This window comes from Streptomyces sp. NPDC048751 (genome assembly GCF_043198595.1).
In the GTDB taxonomy this organism is placed as follows: domain Bacteria; phylum Actinomycetota; class Actinomycetes; order Streptomycetales; family Streptomycetaceae; genus Streptomyces.
This window is the reverse complement of record NZ_JBICUX010000010.1, coordinates 17,559-34,804: the sequence shown is the minus strand read 5'-3', so window position 1 is coordinate 34,804 and position 17,246 is coordinate 17,559. Positions and strand designations below refer to the sequence as shown.

Sequence of the window (17,246 nt, the reverse complement as noted above, 5' to 3'; positions counted from 1 at the left end):
CGATCATGGCCGGATCTGTGGACAACTCGCCGGTTGTGGAGAGCGGCGTCACCCGGTACCTCCCGGGTCCCGTACACTTCTTCTGGCGATCCGGGTCACCGGGTCGACTTCGCACGCCCCGATATGAGACGGCCGGCAACGGCCCGTACATATCAAGCGCCCCTCGGTCCTTCGTGGCACGGCGCGTCGTGGGCGTCAGGCGCGGGAGCCGTCCGGCATCCGCGGCACAACCGAGAAAATCAAGGAGATACGGCCATGGCCGTCGTCACGATGCGGGAGCTGCTGGAGAGCGGCGTCCACTTCGGTCACCAGACCCGTCGCTGGAACCCGAAGATGAAGCGCTTCATCTTCACCGAGCGCAACGGCATCTACATCATCGACCTGCTCCAGTCGCTGTCGTACATCGACCGCGCCTACGAGTTCGTCAAGGAGACCGTCGCCCACGGCGGCACGGTCATGTTCGTCGGCACGAAGAAGCAGGCGCAGGAGGCCATCGCCGAGCAGGCCACCCGCGTCGGCATGCCCTACGTCAACCAGCGCTGGCTGGGCGGCATGCTCACCAACTTCTCGACCGTCTACAAGCGTCTGCAGCGCCTCAAGGAGCTCGAGCAGATCGACTTCGAGGACGTCGCCGCGTCCGGTCTGACCAAGAAGGAGCTTCTCGTGCTCTCGCGCGAGAAGGCCAAGCTGGAGAAGACCCTCGGCGGTATCCGCGAGATGTCCAAGGTTCCCAGCGCCGTCTGGATCGTGGACACCAAGAAGGAGCACATCGCGGTCGGTGAGGCCCGGAAGCTCAACATCCCGGTCGTCGCGATCCTCGACACCAACTGCGACCCCGACGAGGTCGACTACAAGATCCCGGGCAACGACGACGCCATCCGCTCCGTCACCCTGCTCACCCGTGTGATCGCCGACGCGGTCGCCGAGGGTCTCATCTCCCGCTCCCGCGTCGCCACCGGCGACAAGGGCGAGAAGGCCGCGGGCGAGCCGCTCGCCGAGTGGGAGCGCGACCTGCTCGAGGGTGAGAAGAAGGCCGACGAGGCTCCCGCCGCTGAGGCCGCCGAGGGCGAGAAGCCGGCCGAGGCCGCTGCCGAGGAGGCCCCCGCTGCTGAGGCCCCCGCCACGGAGGCCCCCGCCACGGAGGCCCCGGCCGCTGAGGCCGAGCAGGCCTGACCCGTCAGCGTCCGTGGTGACGGCGGGAGCGGTACTGCACGCACCAGCGCCCCCGGCGCGGTGAAAACCGCTCCCGCCGTTCACCCGTAGGTCAGCGGAGAGTCGGCGGCCCCCGCTATTCCATGGGAGCTGCAGACCCCGTAGATCTTCGATCTTCCAGACTTCGAGAAAGATTCACAGACTCATGGCGAACTACACCGCCGCCGACGTCAAGAAGCTCCGTGAGCTCACGGGCGCCGGCATGATGGACTGCAAGAAGGCGCTGGACGAGGCCGAGGGCAGCGTCGAGAAGGCCGTCGAGGCGCTTCGCATCAAGGGCCAGAAGGGCGTCGCCAAGCGCGAGGGCCGCTCCGCCGAGAACGGCGCCGTGGTCTCGGTCATCGCCGACGACAACTCCTCCGGTGTCATCGTCGAGCTGAAGTGCGAGACGGACTTCGTCGCCAAGGGTGACAAGTTCCAGGCCGTGGCCAACACCATCGCCGAGCACGTCGCCAAGACCTCCCCGGCCGACCTCGAGGCCCTGCTCGCCTCCGAGATCGAGCCCGGCAAGACCGTCCAGGCGTTCGTGGACGAGGCCAACGCCAACCTCGGCGAGAAGATCGTCCTGGACCGCTTCGCGCAGTTCACCGACGGCTTCGTGCTCGCGTACATGCACCGCACGATGCCCGACCTGCCCCCGCAGATCGGTGTGCTCGTCGAGCTGGACAAGCCGAACGCCGAGGTCGCCAAGGGCGTCGCCCAGCACATCGCCGCCTTCGCGCCGAAGTACCTCTCCAAGGACGAGGTGCCGGCCGAGGTCGTCGAGTCCGAGCGTCGTATCGCCGAGGAGACCACCCGCGCCGAGGGCAAGCCCGAGGCCGCGATCGCCAAGATCGTCGAGGGTCGCCTGAACGGCTTCTTCAAGGACGCCACGCTCCTCGGTCAGCCCTACGCGCTCGACAACAAGAAGTCGGTCCAGAAGGTCCTGGACGAGGCCGGTGTCACCCTGAAGCGCTTCTCGCGCATCAAGGTCGGCATCTGAGTCCGTACGGCGATCGAAGCGCGACCCCGATAGGGTCGACAGCAGTCGTCCCTGTCACTCGCGCAGGCGGCCACGCACGCGTGCGCGACGGACGACAGCAGATCTGACGAGGAGGCCATTGCCGAGCATGGGTTGCGAACGACACCCCACCGGCAATGGCCTTCTTCGTATGTGCAACAGGTGAAAGAGGCGGGATCCCCATGACCACCAAGGCCCAGAAGAGCGACGACGGCAAAGTACGCGGCCGGTTTCTGCTGAAGCTGTCCGGAGAGGCGTTCGCCGGTGGCGGGGGCCTGGGTGTGGACCCCGACGTGGTGCACAAGATCGCTCGTGAGATCGCCGCCGTCGTCCGGGACGGCGCCGAGATCGCCGTCGTCATCGGCGGCGGCAACTTCTTCCGCGGCGCCGAACTCCAGCAGCGCGGCATGGACCGCGCCCGCTCGGACTACATGGGCATGCTCGGCACCGTGATGAACTGCCTGGCCCTCCAGGACTTCCTGGAGAAGGAGGGCATCGACAGCCGGGTCCAGACCGCCATCACCATGGGCCAGGTCGCCGAGCCGTACATCCCGCTGCGCGCGGTGCGCCACCTGGAGAAGGGGCGCGTGGTCATCTTCGGCGCCGGCATGGGCATGCCGTACTTCTCCACCGACACCACCGCCGCCCAGCGTGCCCTGGAGATCGACGCCGAGGCGCTGCTGATGGGCAAGAACGGCGTGGACGGGGTCTACGACTCCGACCCGAAGACCAACCCGGACGCCGTCAAGTTCGACTCCCTCGGCTACGGCGAGGTCATCACGCGGGACCTCAAGGTCGCCGACGCCACCGCCGTCACGCTGTGCCGCGACAACAAGCTGCCCATCCTCGTCTTCGAGCTTCTGGCGGAGGGCAATATCGCGCGCGCCGTCAAGGGTGAGAAGATCGGCACGCTTGTGGGTGACCAAGGCAGCCGGGACTGACCATGGACCCCGACCAGGGGTGGACAATGTCCTGCCGGTCGGGAACCGTGCAGAAAGAAGACGCGACGCAGCCGGCCGCCGCCACCGCCAAGGAACCGCAGCCGGGCCTACTCAAGACACGCAGGAGCAAGTGGTGATCGAAGAGACCCTCCTCGAGGCCGAGGAGAAGATGGAGAAGGCCGTCGTGGTCGCCAAGGAGGACTTCGCCGCGATCCGCACCGGCCGTGCGCACCCGGCGATGTTCAACAAGATCGTGGCCGACTACTACGGCGCGCCGACGCCGATCAACCAGCTGGCTTCGTTCTCCGTGCCGGAGCCGCGCATGGCGGTCGTGACCCCGTTCGACAAGAGCGCGCTGCGCAACATCGAGCAGGCGATCCGCGACTCCGACCTGGGCGTCAACCCGAGCAACGACGGCAACATCATCCGTGTGGTGTTCCCCGAGCTCACCGAGGAACGCCGCCGCGAGTACATCAAGGTCGCCAAGGGCAAGGGCGAGGACGCCAAGGTGTCCATCCGCTCGGTCCGCCGCAAGGCCAAGGACGCCATCGACAAGCTGATCAAGGACGGCGAGGTCGGCGAGGACGAGGGCCGTCGTGCGGAGAAGGAGCTCGACGACACCACGGCGAAGTACGTCGCCCAGGTGGACGAGCTCCTCAAGCACAAGGAGTCGGAGCTGCTCGAGGTCTGATGAACGACTCCTCCTGGGGCGCTCCGCCACAAGCCGGGTCACACACCGGGTACTGGGGACCGTCCGACCAGGGGCCTGTCCAGGGGGCTGCCCCGGCGGGTCCCGCGTACGATGCGCCTGAGGCGCAGCACACTCGCCCCATGCCCATCGTGCCCGACGTGCCCGCATACGGCGGAAACCAGGATGACGACCGGGGGGCCGCTCGGCTGAGCGGCCCCTTGTTCCGCAACGAGACGCCGCAGGCCCGGCCCAACGGGTCGTACGACACGCCGCAGGCACAGCCCTATGGGGCGGTGCCGCAGAATCCGGAGCCCATGCCCGACGCCCCTCAGCCGGCGCCCGCACCGCAGAAGAAGAGTGCGGGCCGCGACCTGAGCGCGGCCATAGGGGTCGGGGTCGGGCTCGGCGCGGTCATCGTGGCGTCCCTGTTCGTCGTCAAGGCCGTGTTCGTCGGCGTGATCGCGGTCGCCGTCGTCGTGGGTCTGTGGGAGCTGACGAAGCGGCTCGAGGAACGCAAGGGCATCAAGGCGCCCGTGGTGCCGCTCGCGGTCGGTGGCGCGGCCATGGTCGTCGCCGGGTACGCGCGGGGCGCCGAGGGCGCGTGGATCGCCATGGCGCTCACCTCGCTGGCCGTCCTCGTATGGCGTATGACGCAACCGCCCGAGGGCTACCTCAAGGACGTCACGGCGGGTGTCTTCGCGGCGTTCTACGTCCCGTTCCTGGCCACGTTCGTCGCGATGATGCTGACGGCCGACGACGGCCCCTGGCGCGTCCTGACGTTCCTGCTCCTCACGGTCGTCAGCGACACCGGCGCGTACGCCGTCGGCTGGCGCTTCGGCAAGCACAAGCTCGCTCCCCGCATCAGCCCCGGCAAGACCCGTGAGGGCCTGCTCGGCGCGGTCACCTTCGCCATGGTCGCCGGGGCGCTCTGCGCGCAGTTCCTGATCGACGACGGCACCTGGTGGCAGGGCCTGGTCCTGGGCCTGGCCGTCGCGGCCAGCGCCACGCTGGGCGACCTCGGCGAGTCCATGATCAAGCGTGACCTCGGCATCAAGGACATGGGCACCTTGCTGCCGGGCCACGGCGGCATCATGGACCGGTTGGACTCGCTGCTTCCCACGGCTCCGGTGGTGTGGTTGCTGCTCGTCGTTTTTGTGGGGTCCGGGTGAGGAAGGGCCACGGAGCCACGCCGCGGTAGCGGCACATGGGTACAGCATGGACCGGTTGGACTCTCTGCTTCCTACGGCTCCCGTGGTGTGGTTGCTGCTCGTGCTCTTCGTGGGGTCCGGGTGACCGGTCGGCACGTCAGTGCGCCGTGAGTGAGCCCCCGTCCGATACGGACGGGGGCTCGGTCGTTCCGGGTGGGATGGAGCCCGGCGCCGTGAAGTGGGACGATTCCGGTAGAAGCCCATGACAGGGAAGAGACTCCCTGAAAGGAGGCGGACGCGATGTCCGACTTCCGAGAAGTGGTCGACATCGACCGCACCCCCGACGACGTGTGGGCCTACATCATCGACCCCGAGCACCTGCCGGAGTGGCAGGAGAGCGCCGTCGCCGTGGAGCAGCTCGACGAGGGGCCGGTCCACGTCGGCTCCCGCCTGCGCATCACCCGGCACGTCGGGCGCCGCGACATGCCGTTCCTCATGGAGTACACCGAGTGCGACCCGCCGCACGCCTGGGGCCTGCGCGCGGTGGAAGGCCCCGTCCGGCCGCGCGTCCACGGCGAGATCACCCCGCTCGACGACGGCCGTCGCTCCCGCGTGACGATGGAGATCGACTTCGAGAGCCACGGGGTGGGCAAGATTCTCGTCCCCCTGGTCGTACGCCCACAGGTCCGCAAGGAACTCCCGTACGACGAACAACTCCTCAAGCAGCACCTGGAGCAGACCACCGCGTGAACCGCCTCAAGAGCCCTTCGCCGGAACCAGCGCGTTGTAGAGCTCGGTCACCTTCGCCTCGAAGGGCGGCGCGTTGAACTCCTCGGCGACCGGCATCACCTTCTCCTGGATGAAACGGTCGTGCTGTTCCGCCGACTCCCAGATGTCGACGACCTGCCAGCCTCCTCCCTTCGCGGGAGCCGCGTAGTGGGCGATCAGCCCACTGGGCAGGTCGTCGGGGTCGGGGAAGATCCGCTCCAGAGTCGCCTGGTAGAGCTCCTCGGTCCAGTCGGGGCCGTAGTGATATCCCAGAACGGGCATGCCGGGGCCGTCCCTTCCGCGTGATCGCAGTGATCGCAGTCCTTCCCCCACGACGCTAGGCCCGCGCCCCGGACCGTGCGACCGGCGCTACTCCGTCCGACGCCCGGCACGACGGCCGCGGGGGCACACCGGACGGCCGCATGGCACACCCAGTGGATCTGCGACACTGGTACAGCCATGCCTAAGCCCGGAGAACTCACATTCGTCGCCCCCCGCGGAGCCAAGAAGCCGCCGCGGCATCTCGCTGATCTCACGCCTGCCGAGCGCAAGGAGGCGGTGGTCGAGGTCGGGGAGAAGCCGTTTCGTGCCAAGCAGCTCGCTCAGCACTACTTCGCGCGGTACGCGCACGACCCGGAGCAGTGGACCGACATCCCGGCCGCCGCGCGGCCCAAGCTGCAGGAGGCGCTGCTTCCCGAGCTGATGACGGTCGTACGGCATCTGGCGACGGACCAGGGGACCACGCGCAAGACGCTGTGGCGGCTGTTCGACGGGACGCTCGTGGAGTCCGTGCTGATGCGGTACCCGGACCGGGTGACGATGTGCATCAGCTCGCAGGCGGGGTGCGGGATGAACTGCCCGTTCTGCGCGACCGGGCAGGCGGGTCTGGACCGGAATCTGTCCACCGCCGAGATCGTGCACCAGATCGTGGACGGGATGCGGGCGCTCAGGGACGGCGAGGTTCCCGGTGGGCCCGCCCGGCTCTCCAACATCGTCTTCATGGGCATGGGCGAGCCCCTCGCCAACTACAAGCGGGTCGTGCAGTCCATCCGGGCCCTCACCGACCCGGCGCCGGACGGGCTCGGGCTGTCCCAGCGCGGGATCACCGTGTCGACCGTCGGGCTCGTCCCGGCGATCCACCGGTTCGCCGACGAGGGCTTCAAGTGCCGCCTCGCCATCTCGCTGCACGCCCCCGACGACGAGCTGCGCGACACCCTCGTCCCCGTCAACACGCGGTGGAAGGTGCGCGAGGTCCTCGACGCGGGCTTCGACTACGTCGAGAAGTCGGGGCGCCGGCTGTCCATCGAGTACGCGCTGATCCGGGACATCAACGACCAGGCCTGGCGCGGTGACCGGCTCGGCCGGCTGCTCAAGGGCAAGCCCGTGCACGTCAACCTCATCCCGCTGAACCCGACCCCGGGCTCGAAGTGGACCGCGTCGCGGCCCGAGGACGAGAAGGCGTTCGTGGAGGCCATCGCGGCGCACGGCGTGCCGGTGACGATCCGGGACACCCGTGGGCAGGAGATCGACGGGGCCTGTGGCCAGCTCGCGGCCACCGAGCGGTAACCTGGCTGGGTTCCATCGGTCCCACCACATCTTCATATTCCGACAGGGGAGCGCCACAGCGCTGAGAGTGCGGCAAGCGGGCCGCAGACCCTCTGAACCTCGCCCAGGTCATTCTGGGTAGGAAGTTCGGTCACCCACTCAAGCTGTTGCGCCCCGCCCGGGGATTCCGGGCGGGGCCGCGTCTCTTCCTGGCCAACCCCAGGAGGAAAACCAGTGCACACCAAGACGTTCGTGGCCGCTGCCGTCGGCCTCGGTCTCGTCACGCTGTCCGCGTGCGGGTCGTCGTCCGACGGCGGGGGCTCGACGGACTCCAAGACCGTCACCCTCGTCAGCCACAACTCGTGGGCCGTCTCCAAGAGTGTCCTCGCCGACTTCGAGAAGCAGTCCGGCTACAAGGTCAAGGTCCTCGAGGACGGCGACGCCGGCCAGGCCGTCAACAAGGCGATCCTGACCAAGGACAACCCGCAGGGCGACGTCTTCTTCGGCGTCGACAACACCCTGCTGTCCCGGGCGCTCGACAACGGGCTGTTCCAGTCGTACGAGGCGAAGGGGCTCGACCAGATCGACCAGCAGTACCAGCTCGACAAGGACAAGCACCGGGTCACCCCGGTCGACTACGGCGACATCTGCGTCAACTACGACAAGAAGTACTTCGCCGACCACAAGCTGGCCCCGCCGGCCTCCTTCGACGACCTGGCCAAGCCCGCGTACAAGAACCTCCTCGTCACCGAGAACGCCTCGACCTCCTCGCCCGGCCTCGGCTTCCTGCTCGCGACCGCCGCGAAGTACGGCGACGACCAGTGGCAGGGCTACTGGAAGAAGCTCAAGGCCAACGGTGTGAAGGTCGTCGACGGCTGGGAGCAGGCCTACAACGAGGAGTTCTCCGGGTCCGCCGGCGGCAAGAAGGCCAAGGCCGACCGGCCGCTCGTCGTCTCCTACGCCTCCTCGCCGCCCGCCGAGGTGATCTACGCCGACCCCAAGCCGACGACCGCGCCCACCGGCGTGGCGACCGGCACGTGCTTCCGGCAGATCGAGTTCGCGGGGCTCCTGAACAACGCGAAGAACACCAAGGGCGGCAAGGCCTTCATCGACTTCCTTCTCTCGAAGGAGTTCCAGGAGGACATGCCGCTGAACATGTTCGTCTACCCGGTGCTCGCCGGGGCGAAGGTGCCCGCCGAGTTCACGAAGTACGGGCCCGCCGCCAAGGATCCCGAGACGATGGACCCGGCGAAGATCGCCGACAACCGTGACCAGTGGGTCAAGTCGTGGACCTCGCTCGTACTCAAGTGAGGGGCAAGGCCCGCGGGGGCGCGGCGCGGCTCGGGCTGATGGTCCTGCCCGTCGCGTTCTTCGGGCTGTTCTTCGCCTACCCGGTCGCCGCGATCGTCGCCCGAGGGCTCGACACCGACGGCGGCTGGCGGTTCGGGCGGCTTCTGGACGTACTCGGGCAGTCGGACATCCGGCACGTCCTGTGGTTCACCACCTGGCAGGCCCTCGCCTCCACCGCGCTCACCCTGCTGATCGCCCTGCCGGGTGCCTATGTCTTCGCCCGCTTCGACTTCCCCGGCAAACAGGTGCTGCGGGCCGTCGTCACCGTCCCCTTCGTGTTGCCGACGGTCGTCGTCGGTACGGCGTTCCTGGCCCTGGTCGGACGCGGCGGACTGCTCGACGAGCTGTGGGGCGTACGGCTCGACACCACCGTGTGGGCGATCCTGCTCGCGCATGTCTTCTTCAACTACGCGGTCGTCGTACGGACGGTCGGCGGGCTCTGGGCGCAGCTCGACCCACGGCAGGAGGACGCGGCGCGGATGCTGGGCGCGTCGCCCCTGAGGGCCTGGCGAAACGTCACTCTGCCGGCGCTCGTGCCCGCCGTGGCCGCCGCCGCGCTGATGGTCTTCCTGTTCACCTTCACCTCCTTCGGTGTGGTGCAGATCCTCGGCGGCCCCACTTTCTCCACGCTGGAGGTGGAGATCTACCGGCAGACCTCCGAGATCTTCGACCTGTCCACCGCCGCCGTCCTCACGCTCGTGCAGTTCGTGGCGGTGGGCGCGGTCCTCGCCGTGCACGCCTGGACGGTACGGCGGCGGGAGACCGCGCTGCGGCTGGTGGACGCGTCGGTGACGGCGCGGCGGCCGCGCGGGGCCGGGCAGTGGGCGCTGCTGGCCGGTGTGCTGCTCACGGTCGTCGTCCTGCTGGTGCTGCCGCTCGCCGTGCTGGTCCAGCGGTCGCTGGGCGCGCCGGACTTCGGCTACTACCGGGCGCTGACGTCGGCGGACGGGGGCGTGTTCCTCGTCCCGCCGATCGACGCGATCGGCAACTCGCTGCAGTACGCCGTCACCGCCACCGCCATCGCGGTCGTGATCGGCGGACTCGCCGCCGCCGCGCTGACCCGGCGGGACGCGGGCCGGTTCGTACGCGGCTTCGACGCGCTGCTGATGCTGCCGCTCGGCGTCTCGGCGGTGACCGTCGGCTTCGGGTTCCTGATCGCTCTCGACGAGCCCCCGCTGGACCTGCGTGCCTCCTGGATCCTGGTGCCGCTCGCGCAGGCGCTGGTGGGGGTGCCGTTCGTCGTACGGACCATGCTGCCGGTGCTGCGGGCGGTCGACGTACGGCTGCGGGAGGCGGCCGCCGTGCTCGGGGCGTCGCCGTGGAAGGTGTGGCGGGAGGTCGACCTGCCGATGGTGCGGCGGGCGCTGCTCGTCGCCGCCGGGTTCGCCTTCGCGGTGTCGCTGGGGGAGTTCGGGGCGACGGTGTTCATCGCGCGGCCCGACAACCCGACGCTGCCGGTCGCCGTGGCGAAGCTGCTCGGCCGGGCCGGTGACCTCAACTACGGACAGGCGATGGCCCTGTCGACGATTCTGATGCTGGTGTGCGCGGTGGCGCTGCTGATCCTGGAGAGGCTGCGCACGGACCGGACCGGGGAGTTCTGATGCTGCTGAGTCTTGGGGGCGCGACCGTGCGGTTCGGGGGGCGGGCCGTGCTCGACGCCGTCGATCTCGGCGTCGCCGAGCACGAGGTCGTGTGTGTGCTCGGGCCGAGCGGCAGCGGCAAGTCGACGCTGCTTCGGGCGGTGGCCGGGCTGCAGCCCCTGGACGCGGGGCGGGTCCTGCTCGAAGGACGCGACCAGGCGGGGGTGCCCGCGCACCGGCGCGGGGTGGGCCTGATGTTCCAGGACCATCAGCTGTTCCCGCAGCGGGACGTGGGCGGCAATGTGGCGTTCGGGCTGCGGATGCAGGGCGCTTCCCGGGGCGAACGGGACTCCCGGGTAGGGGAGTTGCTGGACCTCGTCGGACTGCCGGGGGCCGCCGGCCGGGCCGTCGCCGCGCTCTCCGGCGGTGAGCAGCAGCGCGTCGCGCTGGCCCGGGCCCTCGCGCCCCGGCCGCGGCTGCTGATGCTGGACGAACCGCTCGGGCAGCTCGACCGGTCGCTGCGGGAGCGGCTCGTCGTCGAACTGCGGGAGCTGTTCGGGCGGTTGGGCACCACCGTGCTGGCCGTCACCCACGACCAGGGCGAGGCCTTCGCGCTCGCGGACCGGGTCGTGGTGATGCGGGACGGGCGGATCGCCCAGTCCGGTACGCCTCTTGAGGTGTGGCAGCGGCCCGCCGACGCGTTCGTGGCCCGCTTCCTCGGCTTCGACAACGTGGTGCCGGCGACGGTCGCCGGGGAGGCCGCGGACACCCCGTGGGGCAAGGTGCCGGTCCCCGACGACGCCCCGCAGGGACCACGCACACTGCTCGTACGGCCCGCCGGGGTCAGGCTGGTGGCCGCGGACGCGGGCCTGCGCTGCACGGTGACCGCCCGCACCTTCAAGGGCACCCATGTCTCCGTGCGCCTCCAGCCGGAGGAGGCACCCCGCCTGGAGGCGGCGTGCGCGCTGCGGACCGCGCCCGAGGTCGGGGACGAGATCGGAGTGGAGTTCGACGCGGCCGAAATCGTCGTGCTCGACTGAGCGTGATGCCCCTAGGGTGTTACGTATGACGCCACTCCCGTATGACCGCTACTGCGACGAAGTCGCCCACCAGGTGGGCCGGTTGAGGTCCGTGGTGACCTCCGGCGCCGACCTGTCCGCCACCGTGCCCACCTGTCCCGACTGGTCGCTGGAACAGTTGGTACGGCACACGGGTGCGGCCCTGCGCTGGACGGAGTTCATCGTGCGCACCCGGGCGCAGGAGCAGGCCCCGATCGAGAAGGTCCCGCTGTACCGGGGACCGGAGGCCGAGGGGGACCCCGCCGCGCTGGACGCCTGGCTGGCCGAGACCGGCGAGATGCTCGTCGGCGCGCTGCGGGAGGCAGGACCCGACACGCGGGTGTGGGGGTGGGCCGGGGTCCTCGACACCCGCTTCTGGGCCCGCCGAATGACGCACGAGCTCGTCGTGCACGGCGCGGACGCCGCGCTGGCCGCGAAACAGCCGTACGAGGTCGCGCCGGAGGTGGCGGCCGACGCGCTGGACGAGTGGCTCCAGCTCGTGGAGTTCGTGCAGCGGACCGGGGCCCACGAGGCGGCGCGGGAGCTGCCGAGGGACGGGCGCAGCATCCATCTCCACGCGACGGACACGCCTGGCGAGCTGAACGCCGAGTGGGTCGTCGAACTCGCCGAGGACGGGGTTCGCTGGCGGCGTGGGCACGAGAAGGCGACGGTCGCGCTGCGCGGGCCGCTGACCGACGTGCTGCTCGCCTTCTACCGCCGGCAGCCGCTGGACACCCCGGGGCTGGAGGTCGTCGGGGAACGGGAGCTGCTGGAGCTCTGGCTGGAAAGGGTCACCTTCGGCTGAGCGGACATGCCTGTGGCCCGGCCCCCTGCGGGGTCGGGCCACAGAAACGCGCGGGGCCGACGGGTGCCGACGCCCCTACGGGCGGACGGGGTCAGCGCGTGCTGGCCCCGCGGCGGCGCATGCCGAAGAAGATCGCGCCGCCGCCGATCACGACCAGGGCGGCCGCGACGCCGGCGATCACACCGGTACGGGAGCTCGCGCCGGTCTCGGCGAGGTTCGACTCACCGGCCGCCGCCGAGGGGGCGCTGCTCACGGTGCCCGCGGGGGCGGAGCTGCCGGCCTCGGGGGCCGCGGGGGACGGGGGAACCGTCGGTTCGGCGGCCGGGGCCGAGGCGGTGTCCGAGGCCGCGTCCGACGGCGACGGGCCGGCGTCCGACTGCGTCGGAGTCGGGGTCGGGGTCGGAGTCGGAGTCGGGCTCGCGCTTTCCTCGGCCTTGCAAGCGGTGGACGGCGTGGTCAGGTTGGGGGCGATGTCCGCGTCGAGGTCCTTGCCGATCTTGACGTGGACACGGTAGATGGCGTTGGGCTCCCAGGCCTCCTCGAAGGTGACGGTGCCACCACCCGAACCCTTGACCTTGACCTCACCGACCTTCTTCACGTCGGCGCCGTTGTTCTCCAGGAAGACCGACACGGTGGCCGGGGTGCCCTTGGGGTCCACGTCGGTGACCGTGATGACGCCCTTCGCGCCGTCGCACTTGGCTTCGGCGGAGAACTCGTCTATGCCGCTCGCGAACGCGCCGCCGGCGGCGCCGAGCGCGAGAGCGGACGAGGCGGTGGCGACACCGAGGATGCGCACGGAACGTGCGACGGTACGGCGGGATATGGACACGTTTGTCCTTTACAGATGCGCAACTGCGGGGGGCTGAGGGGGTGATGACGCCCCGACTGGATGGAACAACACCGCCCCCACGAGTCTCTCAGGTCTATAAGCGTTCCATAAGGAGTGTCAATCCGAGCGCCCGTTTCAAGCCTCCGGTTTTGCCATCTCATTAACCACCGAGGCGTTTCAGCGCGGCCGGCGCCTCCTCGATCCGGTCGACCAACGCGATGCGGGACTCCATCGACCGCTCCCGCGCCAGTGCCTGCAACAAAGGCCAGGTGGGCAGCCGTTGCGTCCAGTGCGCCCGGTCCACGAGCACCATGGGCGTGGGCTCGCCCCGCGACTCGTAGTAGTTGGGCGTCGCGTTGTCGAAGATCTCCTGTACGGTGCCGGCGGCGCCCGGCAGGAAGACGACACCCGCGTTGGAGCGGGCCAACAGGCCGTCCTCGCGGGTCGCGTTGGCGAAGTACTTGGCGATGTGCGTGGCGAACGGGTTCGGCGGCTCATGGCCGTAGAACCACGTCGGTATGCCGATCGAGGCACCGCCGCCCGGCCAACGCCCGCGCACCTCGAAGGCGGTGCGCGCCCAGTCGGAGATGGACGGCGTGAACGACGGGGACTTGGCCAGGAGCCGGAGCGCGTCGTCGAGCATCCCGTCGTCGAACGGGGCCGCGTACGCGCCGAGGTTCGCCGCCTCCATCGCGCCCGGGCCGCCGCCCGTGGCCACGGTGAAGCCGGCGCGGGCCAGTTCGCGGCCGAGACGGGCCGCACCGGCGTACGCCTCCGTGCCGCGTGCCATGGCGTGGCCGCCCATGACGCCCACCACCCGTGCGCCGACGAGGAGTTCGTCGAGGGCGTCCGAGACGGAGTCGTCGTGGACCGCGCGCAGCATCGAGGTGAAGATGTCGCGGTCCGCCTTCGTCCGCTGGAACCAGGCGTAGGCGAGCGCGTCGGGGGTGGACTCGTAGCCGTCCGGCAGGGACGCGAACAGCTCGTCGGGGGAGTAGACCCGGCCCCGGTACGGATCGAACGGCAGGTCCGGGATCGGCGGGAAGACCAGGGCGCCGTCCGCGCGGACCTTCGCGGCCGCGTCCTCACGCATCGGGCAGCCGAGGAAGACGGCGCCCACGGTGTCCGTGGTGAGCAGTTCGCGCGTACGGTCCGTCAGGTCCACGGCCTGGACACGGAATCCGGCGAGGGTGCCGCGCGCCGAGACGGTCGCGTCGAACTCCTCCAGCGTCTCTATCTCACGGTCGTCGTGGTGGGCCGCATGGGCGGGCATCGTCTGCACCCGCCCATGCTGGCACAGCGGGGCTCAGCCCTGGACGGCCGCCGGGTCCATCCACACGACCTCCCAGGTGTGGCCGTCGAGGTCGTCGAAGGCACGGCCGTACATGAAGTCCATCTCCTGGACCTTGTCCGAGGCGGTGCCGCCTGCGGCGACGGCCTTCTCGACCAGCTCGTCCACCTTCTCGCGGCTCTCGGCGCTCAGACACAGCAGGACCTCGCTGGTCTTGGTGGCGTCCGCGATCTCCTTGCCGGTGAAGGTGGCGTAGAACGGCTTGGTGAGCAGCATCGCGACGATGGTGTCGCTGATCACGACGGAGGCCGCGTTCTCGTCGCTGAACTGCGGGTTGAGCGTGTAGCCCAGCTCCGTGAAGAACTTCTTCGAGGCGTCGAGGTCGTTCACGGGCAGGTTGATGAAGATCATCTGCTGGTACGTCGTGGTCATCGGAGTCTCTCCCGTCGGGGCGTGTGCTGTTCGCTCGGGTAGACCGGGGGGTGGGGCGGAACTCATCGGCGGGCGGGGATCTTTTTCGGGCTGCTTTTTGGGGGCGCCGCGTCAGCTGGTGAGGGGGAGGGCCGACAGCTCGGCCACGAGCAGGGTGAGCGGGGCGAAGAGGGCCAGGAGGCTGCCGGCGCGCAGGGCGGCGGCGCTGCGGAGCATCGTGGCGGGTGCGCCGAGGCGGAGCAGGGCGGCGGTGGTGTCGGCGCGGGCCTGGCGGGCCTCGACGGCGGCGGTGAGCAGCGTGGCGACCGTGCAGCCGGTCACGAGCAGCGTGCCGAGGGTGGTCAGCGGGCCGAACGCGGGGTCGCCCGGGGTGGAGAGCGCGGCCATCGTGTACGTACCGGACGCGACCGCGCAGACCACGCCCAGGGGGCGGCCGATACGGGTGGCTTCCGCCATGAGGACACGGCCCGCGAGGAGGCGGAGGGCGCCGGGGCGGGCGGTCTGCAGGAGGCGGCCGCACAGGTGGGTGAGGCCGGGGCCCGCGAGCGCGAGGCCCAGGGCGGTCAGGGTCCAGCCGATGAGGACGCTGAGGGGGCCGGGGGGCAGGCCGCCGGGGAGCGTGAGGTGGGTGGTCGCCCCGGTGTGGTTTCCGTACGCCTCCACGGCGAGGCCGGCGGCGAGGGTGGCGATGCCCCAGGGGAGGCCGGTGGGGGTGGGGCCCGGCGCCGGCGGGATGTCGTCGGCCGGGGTCGAGGGGTGGGTCACGTTGCCCGGGGGCTGCGGGGCGTTGTCGGTCGCGGCCGGGGGGTGGGTCGCGCTGCCCGGCGCCGTTGGGGTGCCGTCCTTCGGTGGGACGGGGGCCGCCCCGGCGGCACGACTGCCCGCCCGACGGCGGGAGGAGGTGGGGGCGGCTTCGGCGGTGCGGCCGGACGCGGGACGGCGGGAGGGTGCGTGGGCGGCGTCGGTCGCGGCGCGATGGCCCGAGAGAAGACGGGAAGGCCCGGAGGCCGCGGGGGTGCCGTCGTCCGCGGTGGCCGGGGGGTGGGGCACGCTGCCCGGCGCTTGCCGGGTGCCGTCCGCGCCCGACCGTGCCGCCCCGCCGGCACGACTGGCCGCGGGAAGACGGGAGGGCTCGGCGTGGTCGAGGATGCCGTCGGCTGCCATGTGGGGGTCCGCAGGGTGGCCGTAGGGCTCGGAGGCGGTGTCTTGTGTCGGGCTGACTCGGGGGCGTACGGGCAGGTGGGCCCCGAATCTGGCGTAGGTGCCGAAGGAATCGCGGCCCGGTGTGCGGTTCCGGGTGCCGAGGCGGCCGGGTGTGGGGCGGGGGGTGGGGGTGTCGGGGTGTCGGGGGCGCAGGGAGAGGGCGACAGTGAGGGAAGCCGTGGTGGGGAGGAGGGAGAGGAGGGTCAGGGCCGCCGGGAGGGGGAGGGGGCTGTCCGCGGCCAGGAACTGCGCGGCGGCGCCGTCGAAGGGCATGCCCGTGAGGTCGCCTCGGAGGTGGAGGAAGACCAGGAGCGCCAGCATCGAGCCCAGGGTGCAGGAGAGGACCGTCGTCGTCGCCGCGACGGCCATCAGGCGGGCCGGGCCCAGGCCGATCGCCGCGAGGCCGGGCCGTGGGCGGGTGCCGGGGTCGGTGCGGGCCACGGCGAGGGCGAAGTGGACCGTGGCGGCGAGCGGGACCAGGCACCAGGCCAGGCGGAGCACCGAGCCGTCCGGGTCGTCGGGGTGGCTCATCGCGTAGCCGAGGGTGCACAGCAGGAGGAAGCCCGTGCCCGCCGACGCCGCGGCCACCAGCAGCCGGCGGAGCTGGACGGCGGGATGGGAGCGGCGGGTCAGGCGGAGAGCGAGCACGAGGCCCGGCCTTCCGTCTCCTTGACCGGCGGCAGGTGCACCGTCCTGACACGCCGCCCGTCGAGCAGGGACACCGTACGGTCGGCCAGCGCCGCGGTCTCCGGGTCGTGGGTCGCGAGCACCACCGTGATGCCGTGCGAGCGGGCCGCCGTCGTCAGGGTGCGCAGGACGTGCGCACGGTCCGCGCGGTGCAGCGGAGCCGTCGGCTCGTCGGCGAACAGCACCGAGGGCGCCGGGGCCAGCGCCCGGGCGATGCAGGCCCGTTGCCGCTCGGCCTGCGTCAGCTCGTGCGGCCGCTTACGGGCCTTGTCGCCGACGTCGAGGCGCTCCAGCCACTCCTGGGCGGCGACCTTGGCGCGCCGGCGGCTGGTGCCGCGCAGCATGAGGGGGAGCGCGGCGTTCTCCCAGACGTTCAGCTCCGGCACCAGCACGGGCGCCGTGTCGACCCAGCCGAAACGGTCGCGGCGCAGCCGCTCACGGCTGAGGGGGCCCATGGTGTGCACGGGGACGCTGTTGAACCAGACCTCGCCGCGTCGGGCCGGCACCTGGCCCGACAGGCACCGCAGCAGCGTCGTCTTGCCGCTGCCGCGCGGGCCGCTGACGGCGAGGATCTCACCGTCGCGGACGCCGAGCGAGACGCCGCTGAGCGCGGGGGAGCCGTCGTCGTGGGTGAAGTGCAGCGACCGTGCCCAGAGCACGTCGTTGTCCGGCGGGGCCACCATGGGCAAACACCTCGTTCAGATCA

At 70.8% G+C, this 17,246-nt stretch carries 17 protein-coding genes and 1 riboswitch; of the genes, 11 read left to right on the top strand and 6 right to left on the bottom strand.

Annotated features, from left to right (window positions below; translation table 11 throughout):
- Positions 1–255: 255 nt before the first annotated feature.
- From rpsB to ACGFNV_RS29715, 6 genes are all read left to right on the top strand, one after another.
- Positions 256–1,173, top strand: coding sequence for a 30S ribosomal protein S2 (gene rpsB, locus ACGFNV_RS29740; protein WP_393626489.1), 918 nt, complete (start codon positions 256–258; stop codon positions 1,171–1,173).
- Between the two features lie 184 nt (positions 1,174–1,357).
- Complete coding sequence (gene tsf, locus ACGFNV_RS29735; protein WP_393626487.1) at positions 1,358–2,194, top strand: translation elongation factor Ts; 837 nt, start codon at positions 1,358–1,360, stop codon at positions 2,192–2,194.
- A 200-nt stretch (positions 2,195–2,394) separates the two neighbouring features.
- Positions 2,395–3,153: a UMP kinase gene (pyrH, locus tag ACGFNV_RS29730; protein ID WP_393626485.1), complete on the top strand. Its 759-nt coding sequence runs from the start codon at positions 2,395–2,397 to the stop codon at positions 3,151–3,153.
- Between the two features lie 133 nt (positions 3,154–3,286).
- A complete protein-coding gene (gene frr, locus ACGFNV_RS29725) occupies positions 3,287–3,844 on the top strand; it encodes a ribosome recycling factor (protein ID WP_030168208.1) in 558 nt (185 codons plus the stop codon).
- 140 nt (positions 3,845–3,984) lie between these two features.
- On the top strand, positions 3,985–5,013 hold the full coding sequence (locus tag ACGFNV_RS29720; RefSeq protein ID WP_393626483.1) for a phosphatidate cytidylyltransferase: 1,029 nt from the start codon (positions 3,985–3,987) through the stop codon (positions 5,011–5,013).
- 279 nt (positions 5,014–5,292) lie between these two features.
- Positions 5,293–5,742 carry an SRPBCC family protein gene (locus ACGFNV_RS29715; protein WP_393626481.1) on the top strand — a complete coding sequence of 150 codons (450 nt, stop codon included), beginning with the start codon at positions 5,293–5,295 and terminating at the stop codon, positions 5,740–5,742.
- A gap of 6 nt (positions 5,743–5,748) precedes the next feature.
- Here the strand turns inward: ACGFNV_RS29715 and ACGFNV_RS29710 are convergent, their stop codons facing one another.
- Positions 5,749–6,042, bottom strand: coding sequence for a hypothetical protein (locus tag ACGFNV_RS29710; RefSeq protein ID WP_393626479.1), 294 nt, complete (start codon positions 6,040–6,042; stop codon positions 5,749–5,751).
- A gap of 177 nt (positions 6,043–6,219) precedes the next feature.
- On the opposite strand from ACGFNV_RS29710, the gene rlmN reads away from it, so the two are divergent.
- From rlmN to ACGFNV_RS29685, 5 genes are all read left to right on the top strand, one after another.
- A complete protein-coding gene (rlmN, locus tag ACGFNV_RS29705) occupies positions 6,220–7,326 on the top strand; it encodes a 23S rRNA (adenine(2503)-C(2))-methyltransferase RlmN (protein ID WP_133930253.1) in 1,107 nt (368 codons plus the stop codon).
- 34 nt (positions 7,327–7,360) lie between these two features.
- A riboswitch (TPP riboswitch) is annotated at positions 7,361–7,468 on the top strand.
- A gap of 71 nt (positions 7,469–7,539) precedes the next feature.
- Complete coding sequence (locus ACGFNV_RS29700) at positions 7,540–8,616, top strand: thiamine ABC transporter substrate binding subunit (protein WP_393626476.1); 1,077 nt, start codon at positions 7,540–7,542, stop codon at positions 8,614–8,616.
- Between the two features lie 38 nt (positions 8,617–8,654).
- Positions 8,655–10,256 carry an ABC transporter permease gene (locus ACGFNV_RS29695; RefSeq protein WP_393626890.1) on the top strand — a complete coding sequence of 534 codons (1,602 nt, stop codon included), beginning with the start codon at positions 8,655–8,657 and terminating at the stop codon, positions 10,254–10,256.
- The gene (locus ACGFNV_RS29690) at positions 10,256–11,275 is read left to right on the top strand and encodes an ABC transporter ATP-binding protein (protein WP_393626475.1); all 1,020 of its coding nucleotides are present in this window, start codon (positions 10,256–10,258) and stop codon (positions 11,273–11,275) included. The genes ACGFNV_RS29695 and ACGFNV_RS29690 overlap by 1 nt, the downstream gene beginning before the upstream one ends.
- Before the next feature lie 25 nt (positions 11,276–11,300).
- Positions 11,301–12,098, top strand: coding sequence for a maleylpyruvate isomerase family mycothiol-dependent enzyme (locus tag ACGFNV_RS29685; protein WP_393626473.1), 798 nt, complete (start codon positions 11,301–11,303; stop codon positions 12,096–12,098).
- 91 nt (positions 12,099–12,189) lie between these two features.
- On the opposite strand, the gene ACGFNV_RS29680 is transcribed toward ACGFNV_RS29685, so the two are convergent.
- The 5 genes from ACGFNV_RS29680 to ACGFNV_RS29660 all read right to left on the bottom strand — a co-directional run bounded on the left by ACGFNV_RS29680 (position 12,190) and on the right by ACGFNV_RS29660 (position 17,223).
- Positions 12,190–12,894, bottom strand: a complete 705-nt coding sequence (locus tag ACGFNV_RS29680) for an LAETG motif-containing sortase-dependent surface protein (RefSeq protein ID WP_393626471.1) — start codon at positions 12,892–12,894, stop codon at positions 12,190–12,192.
- A 193-nt stretch (positions 12,895–13,087) separates the two neighbouring features.
- Positions 13,088–14,209 carry an LOG family protein gene (locus tag ACGFNV_RS29675; RefSeq protein WP_393626469.1) on the bottom strand — a complete coding sequence of 374 codons (1,122 nt, stop codon included), beginning with the start codon at positions 14,207–14,209 and terminating at the stop codon, positions 13,088–13,090.
- A gap of 24 nt (positions 14,210–14,233) precedes the next feature.
- Entirely contained in the window at positions 14,234–14,650 is a 417-nt protein-coding gene (locus ACGFNV_RS29670; RefSeq protein ID WP_393626467.1) for a VOC family protein, read from the bottom strand.
- 111 nt (positions 14,651–14,761) lie between these two features.
- Complete coding sequence (locus ACGFNV_RS29665) at positions 14,762–16,501, bottom strand: hypothetical protein (RefSeq protein WP_393626465.1); 1,740 nt, start codon at positions 16,499–16,501, stop codon at positions 14,762–14,764.
- Positions 16,483–17,223 (bottom strand): ABC transporter ATP-binding protein, encoded by a 741-nt coding sequence (locus ACGFNV_RS29660; RefSeq protein WP_393626463.1) that lies wholly within the window; start codon positions 17,221–17,223, stop codon positions 16,483–16,485. The genes ACGFNV_RS29665 and ACGFNV_RS29660 overlap by 19 nt, the downstream gene beginning before the upstream one ends.
- Positions 17,224–17,246 lie beyond the last annotated feature (23 nt).

Bases quoted from the DNA above. Each gene is read 5' to 3' on its own strand.
- rpsB (WP_393626489.1), top strand. From the start codon at position 256: ATGGCCGTCGTCACGATGCGGGAGCTGCTGGAGAGCGGCGTCCACTTC.
- tsf (WP_393626487.1), top strand. From the start codon at position 1,358: ATGGCGAACTACACCGCCGCCGACGTCAAGAAGCTCCGTGAGCTCACG.
- pyrH (WP_393626485.1), top strand. From the start codon at position 2,395: ATGACCACCAAGGCCCAGAAGAGCGACGACGGCAAAGTACGCGGCCGG.
- ACGFNV_RS29720 (WP_393626483.1), top strand. From the start codon at position 3,985: ATGCCCATCGTGCCCGACGTGCCCGCATACGGCGGAAACCAGGATGAC.
- ACGFNV_RS29715 (WP_393626481.1), top strand. From the start codon at position 5,293: ATGTCCGACTTCCGAGAAGTGGTCGACATCGACCGCACCCCCGACGAC.
- ACGFNV_RS29710 (WP_393626479.1), bottom strand. From the start codon at position 6,042: ATGCCCGTTCTGGGATATCACTACGGCCCCGACTGGACCGAGGAGCTC.
- rlmN (WP_133930253.1), top strand. From the start codon at position 6,220: ATGCCTAAGCCCGGAGAACTCACATTCGTCGCCCCCCGCGGAGCCAAG.
- ACGFNV_RS29695 (WP_393626890.1), top strand. From the start codon at position 8,655: ATGGTCCTGCCCGTCGCGTTCTTCGGGCTGTTCTTCGCCTACCCGGTC.
- ACGFNV_RS29690 (WP_393626475.1), top strand. From the start codon at position 10,256: ATGCTGCTGAGTCTTGGGGGCGCGACCGTGCGGTTCGGGGGGCGGGCC.
- ACGFNV_RS29685 (WP_393626473.1), top strand. From the start codon at position 11,301: ATGACGCCACTCCCGTATGACCGCTACTGCGACGAAGTCGCCCACCAG.
- ACGFNV_RS29670 (WP_393626467.1), bottom strand. From the start codon at position 14,650: ATGACCACGACGTACCAGCAGATGATCTTCATCAACCTGCCCGTGAAC.
- ACGFNV_RS29660 (WP_393626463.1), bottom strand. From the start codon at position 17,223: ATGGTGGCCCCGCCGGACAACGACGTGCTCTGGGCACGGTCGCTGCAC.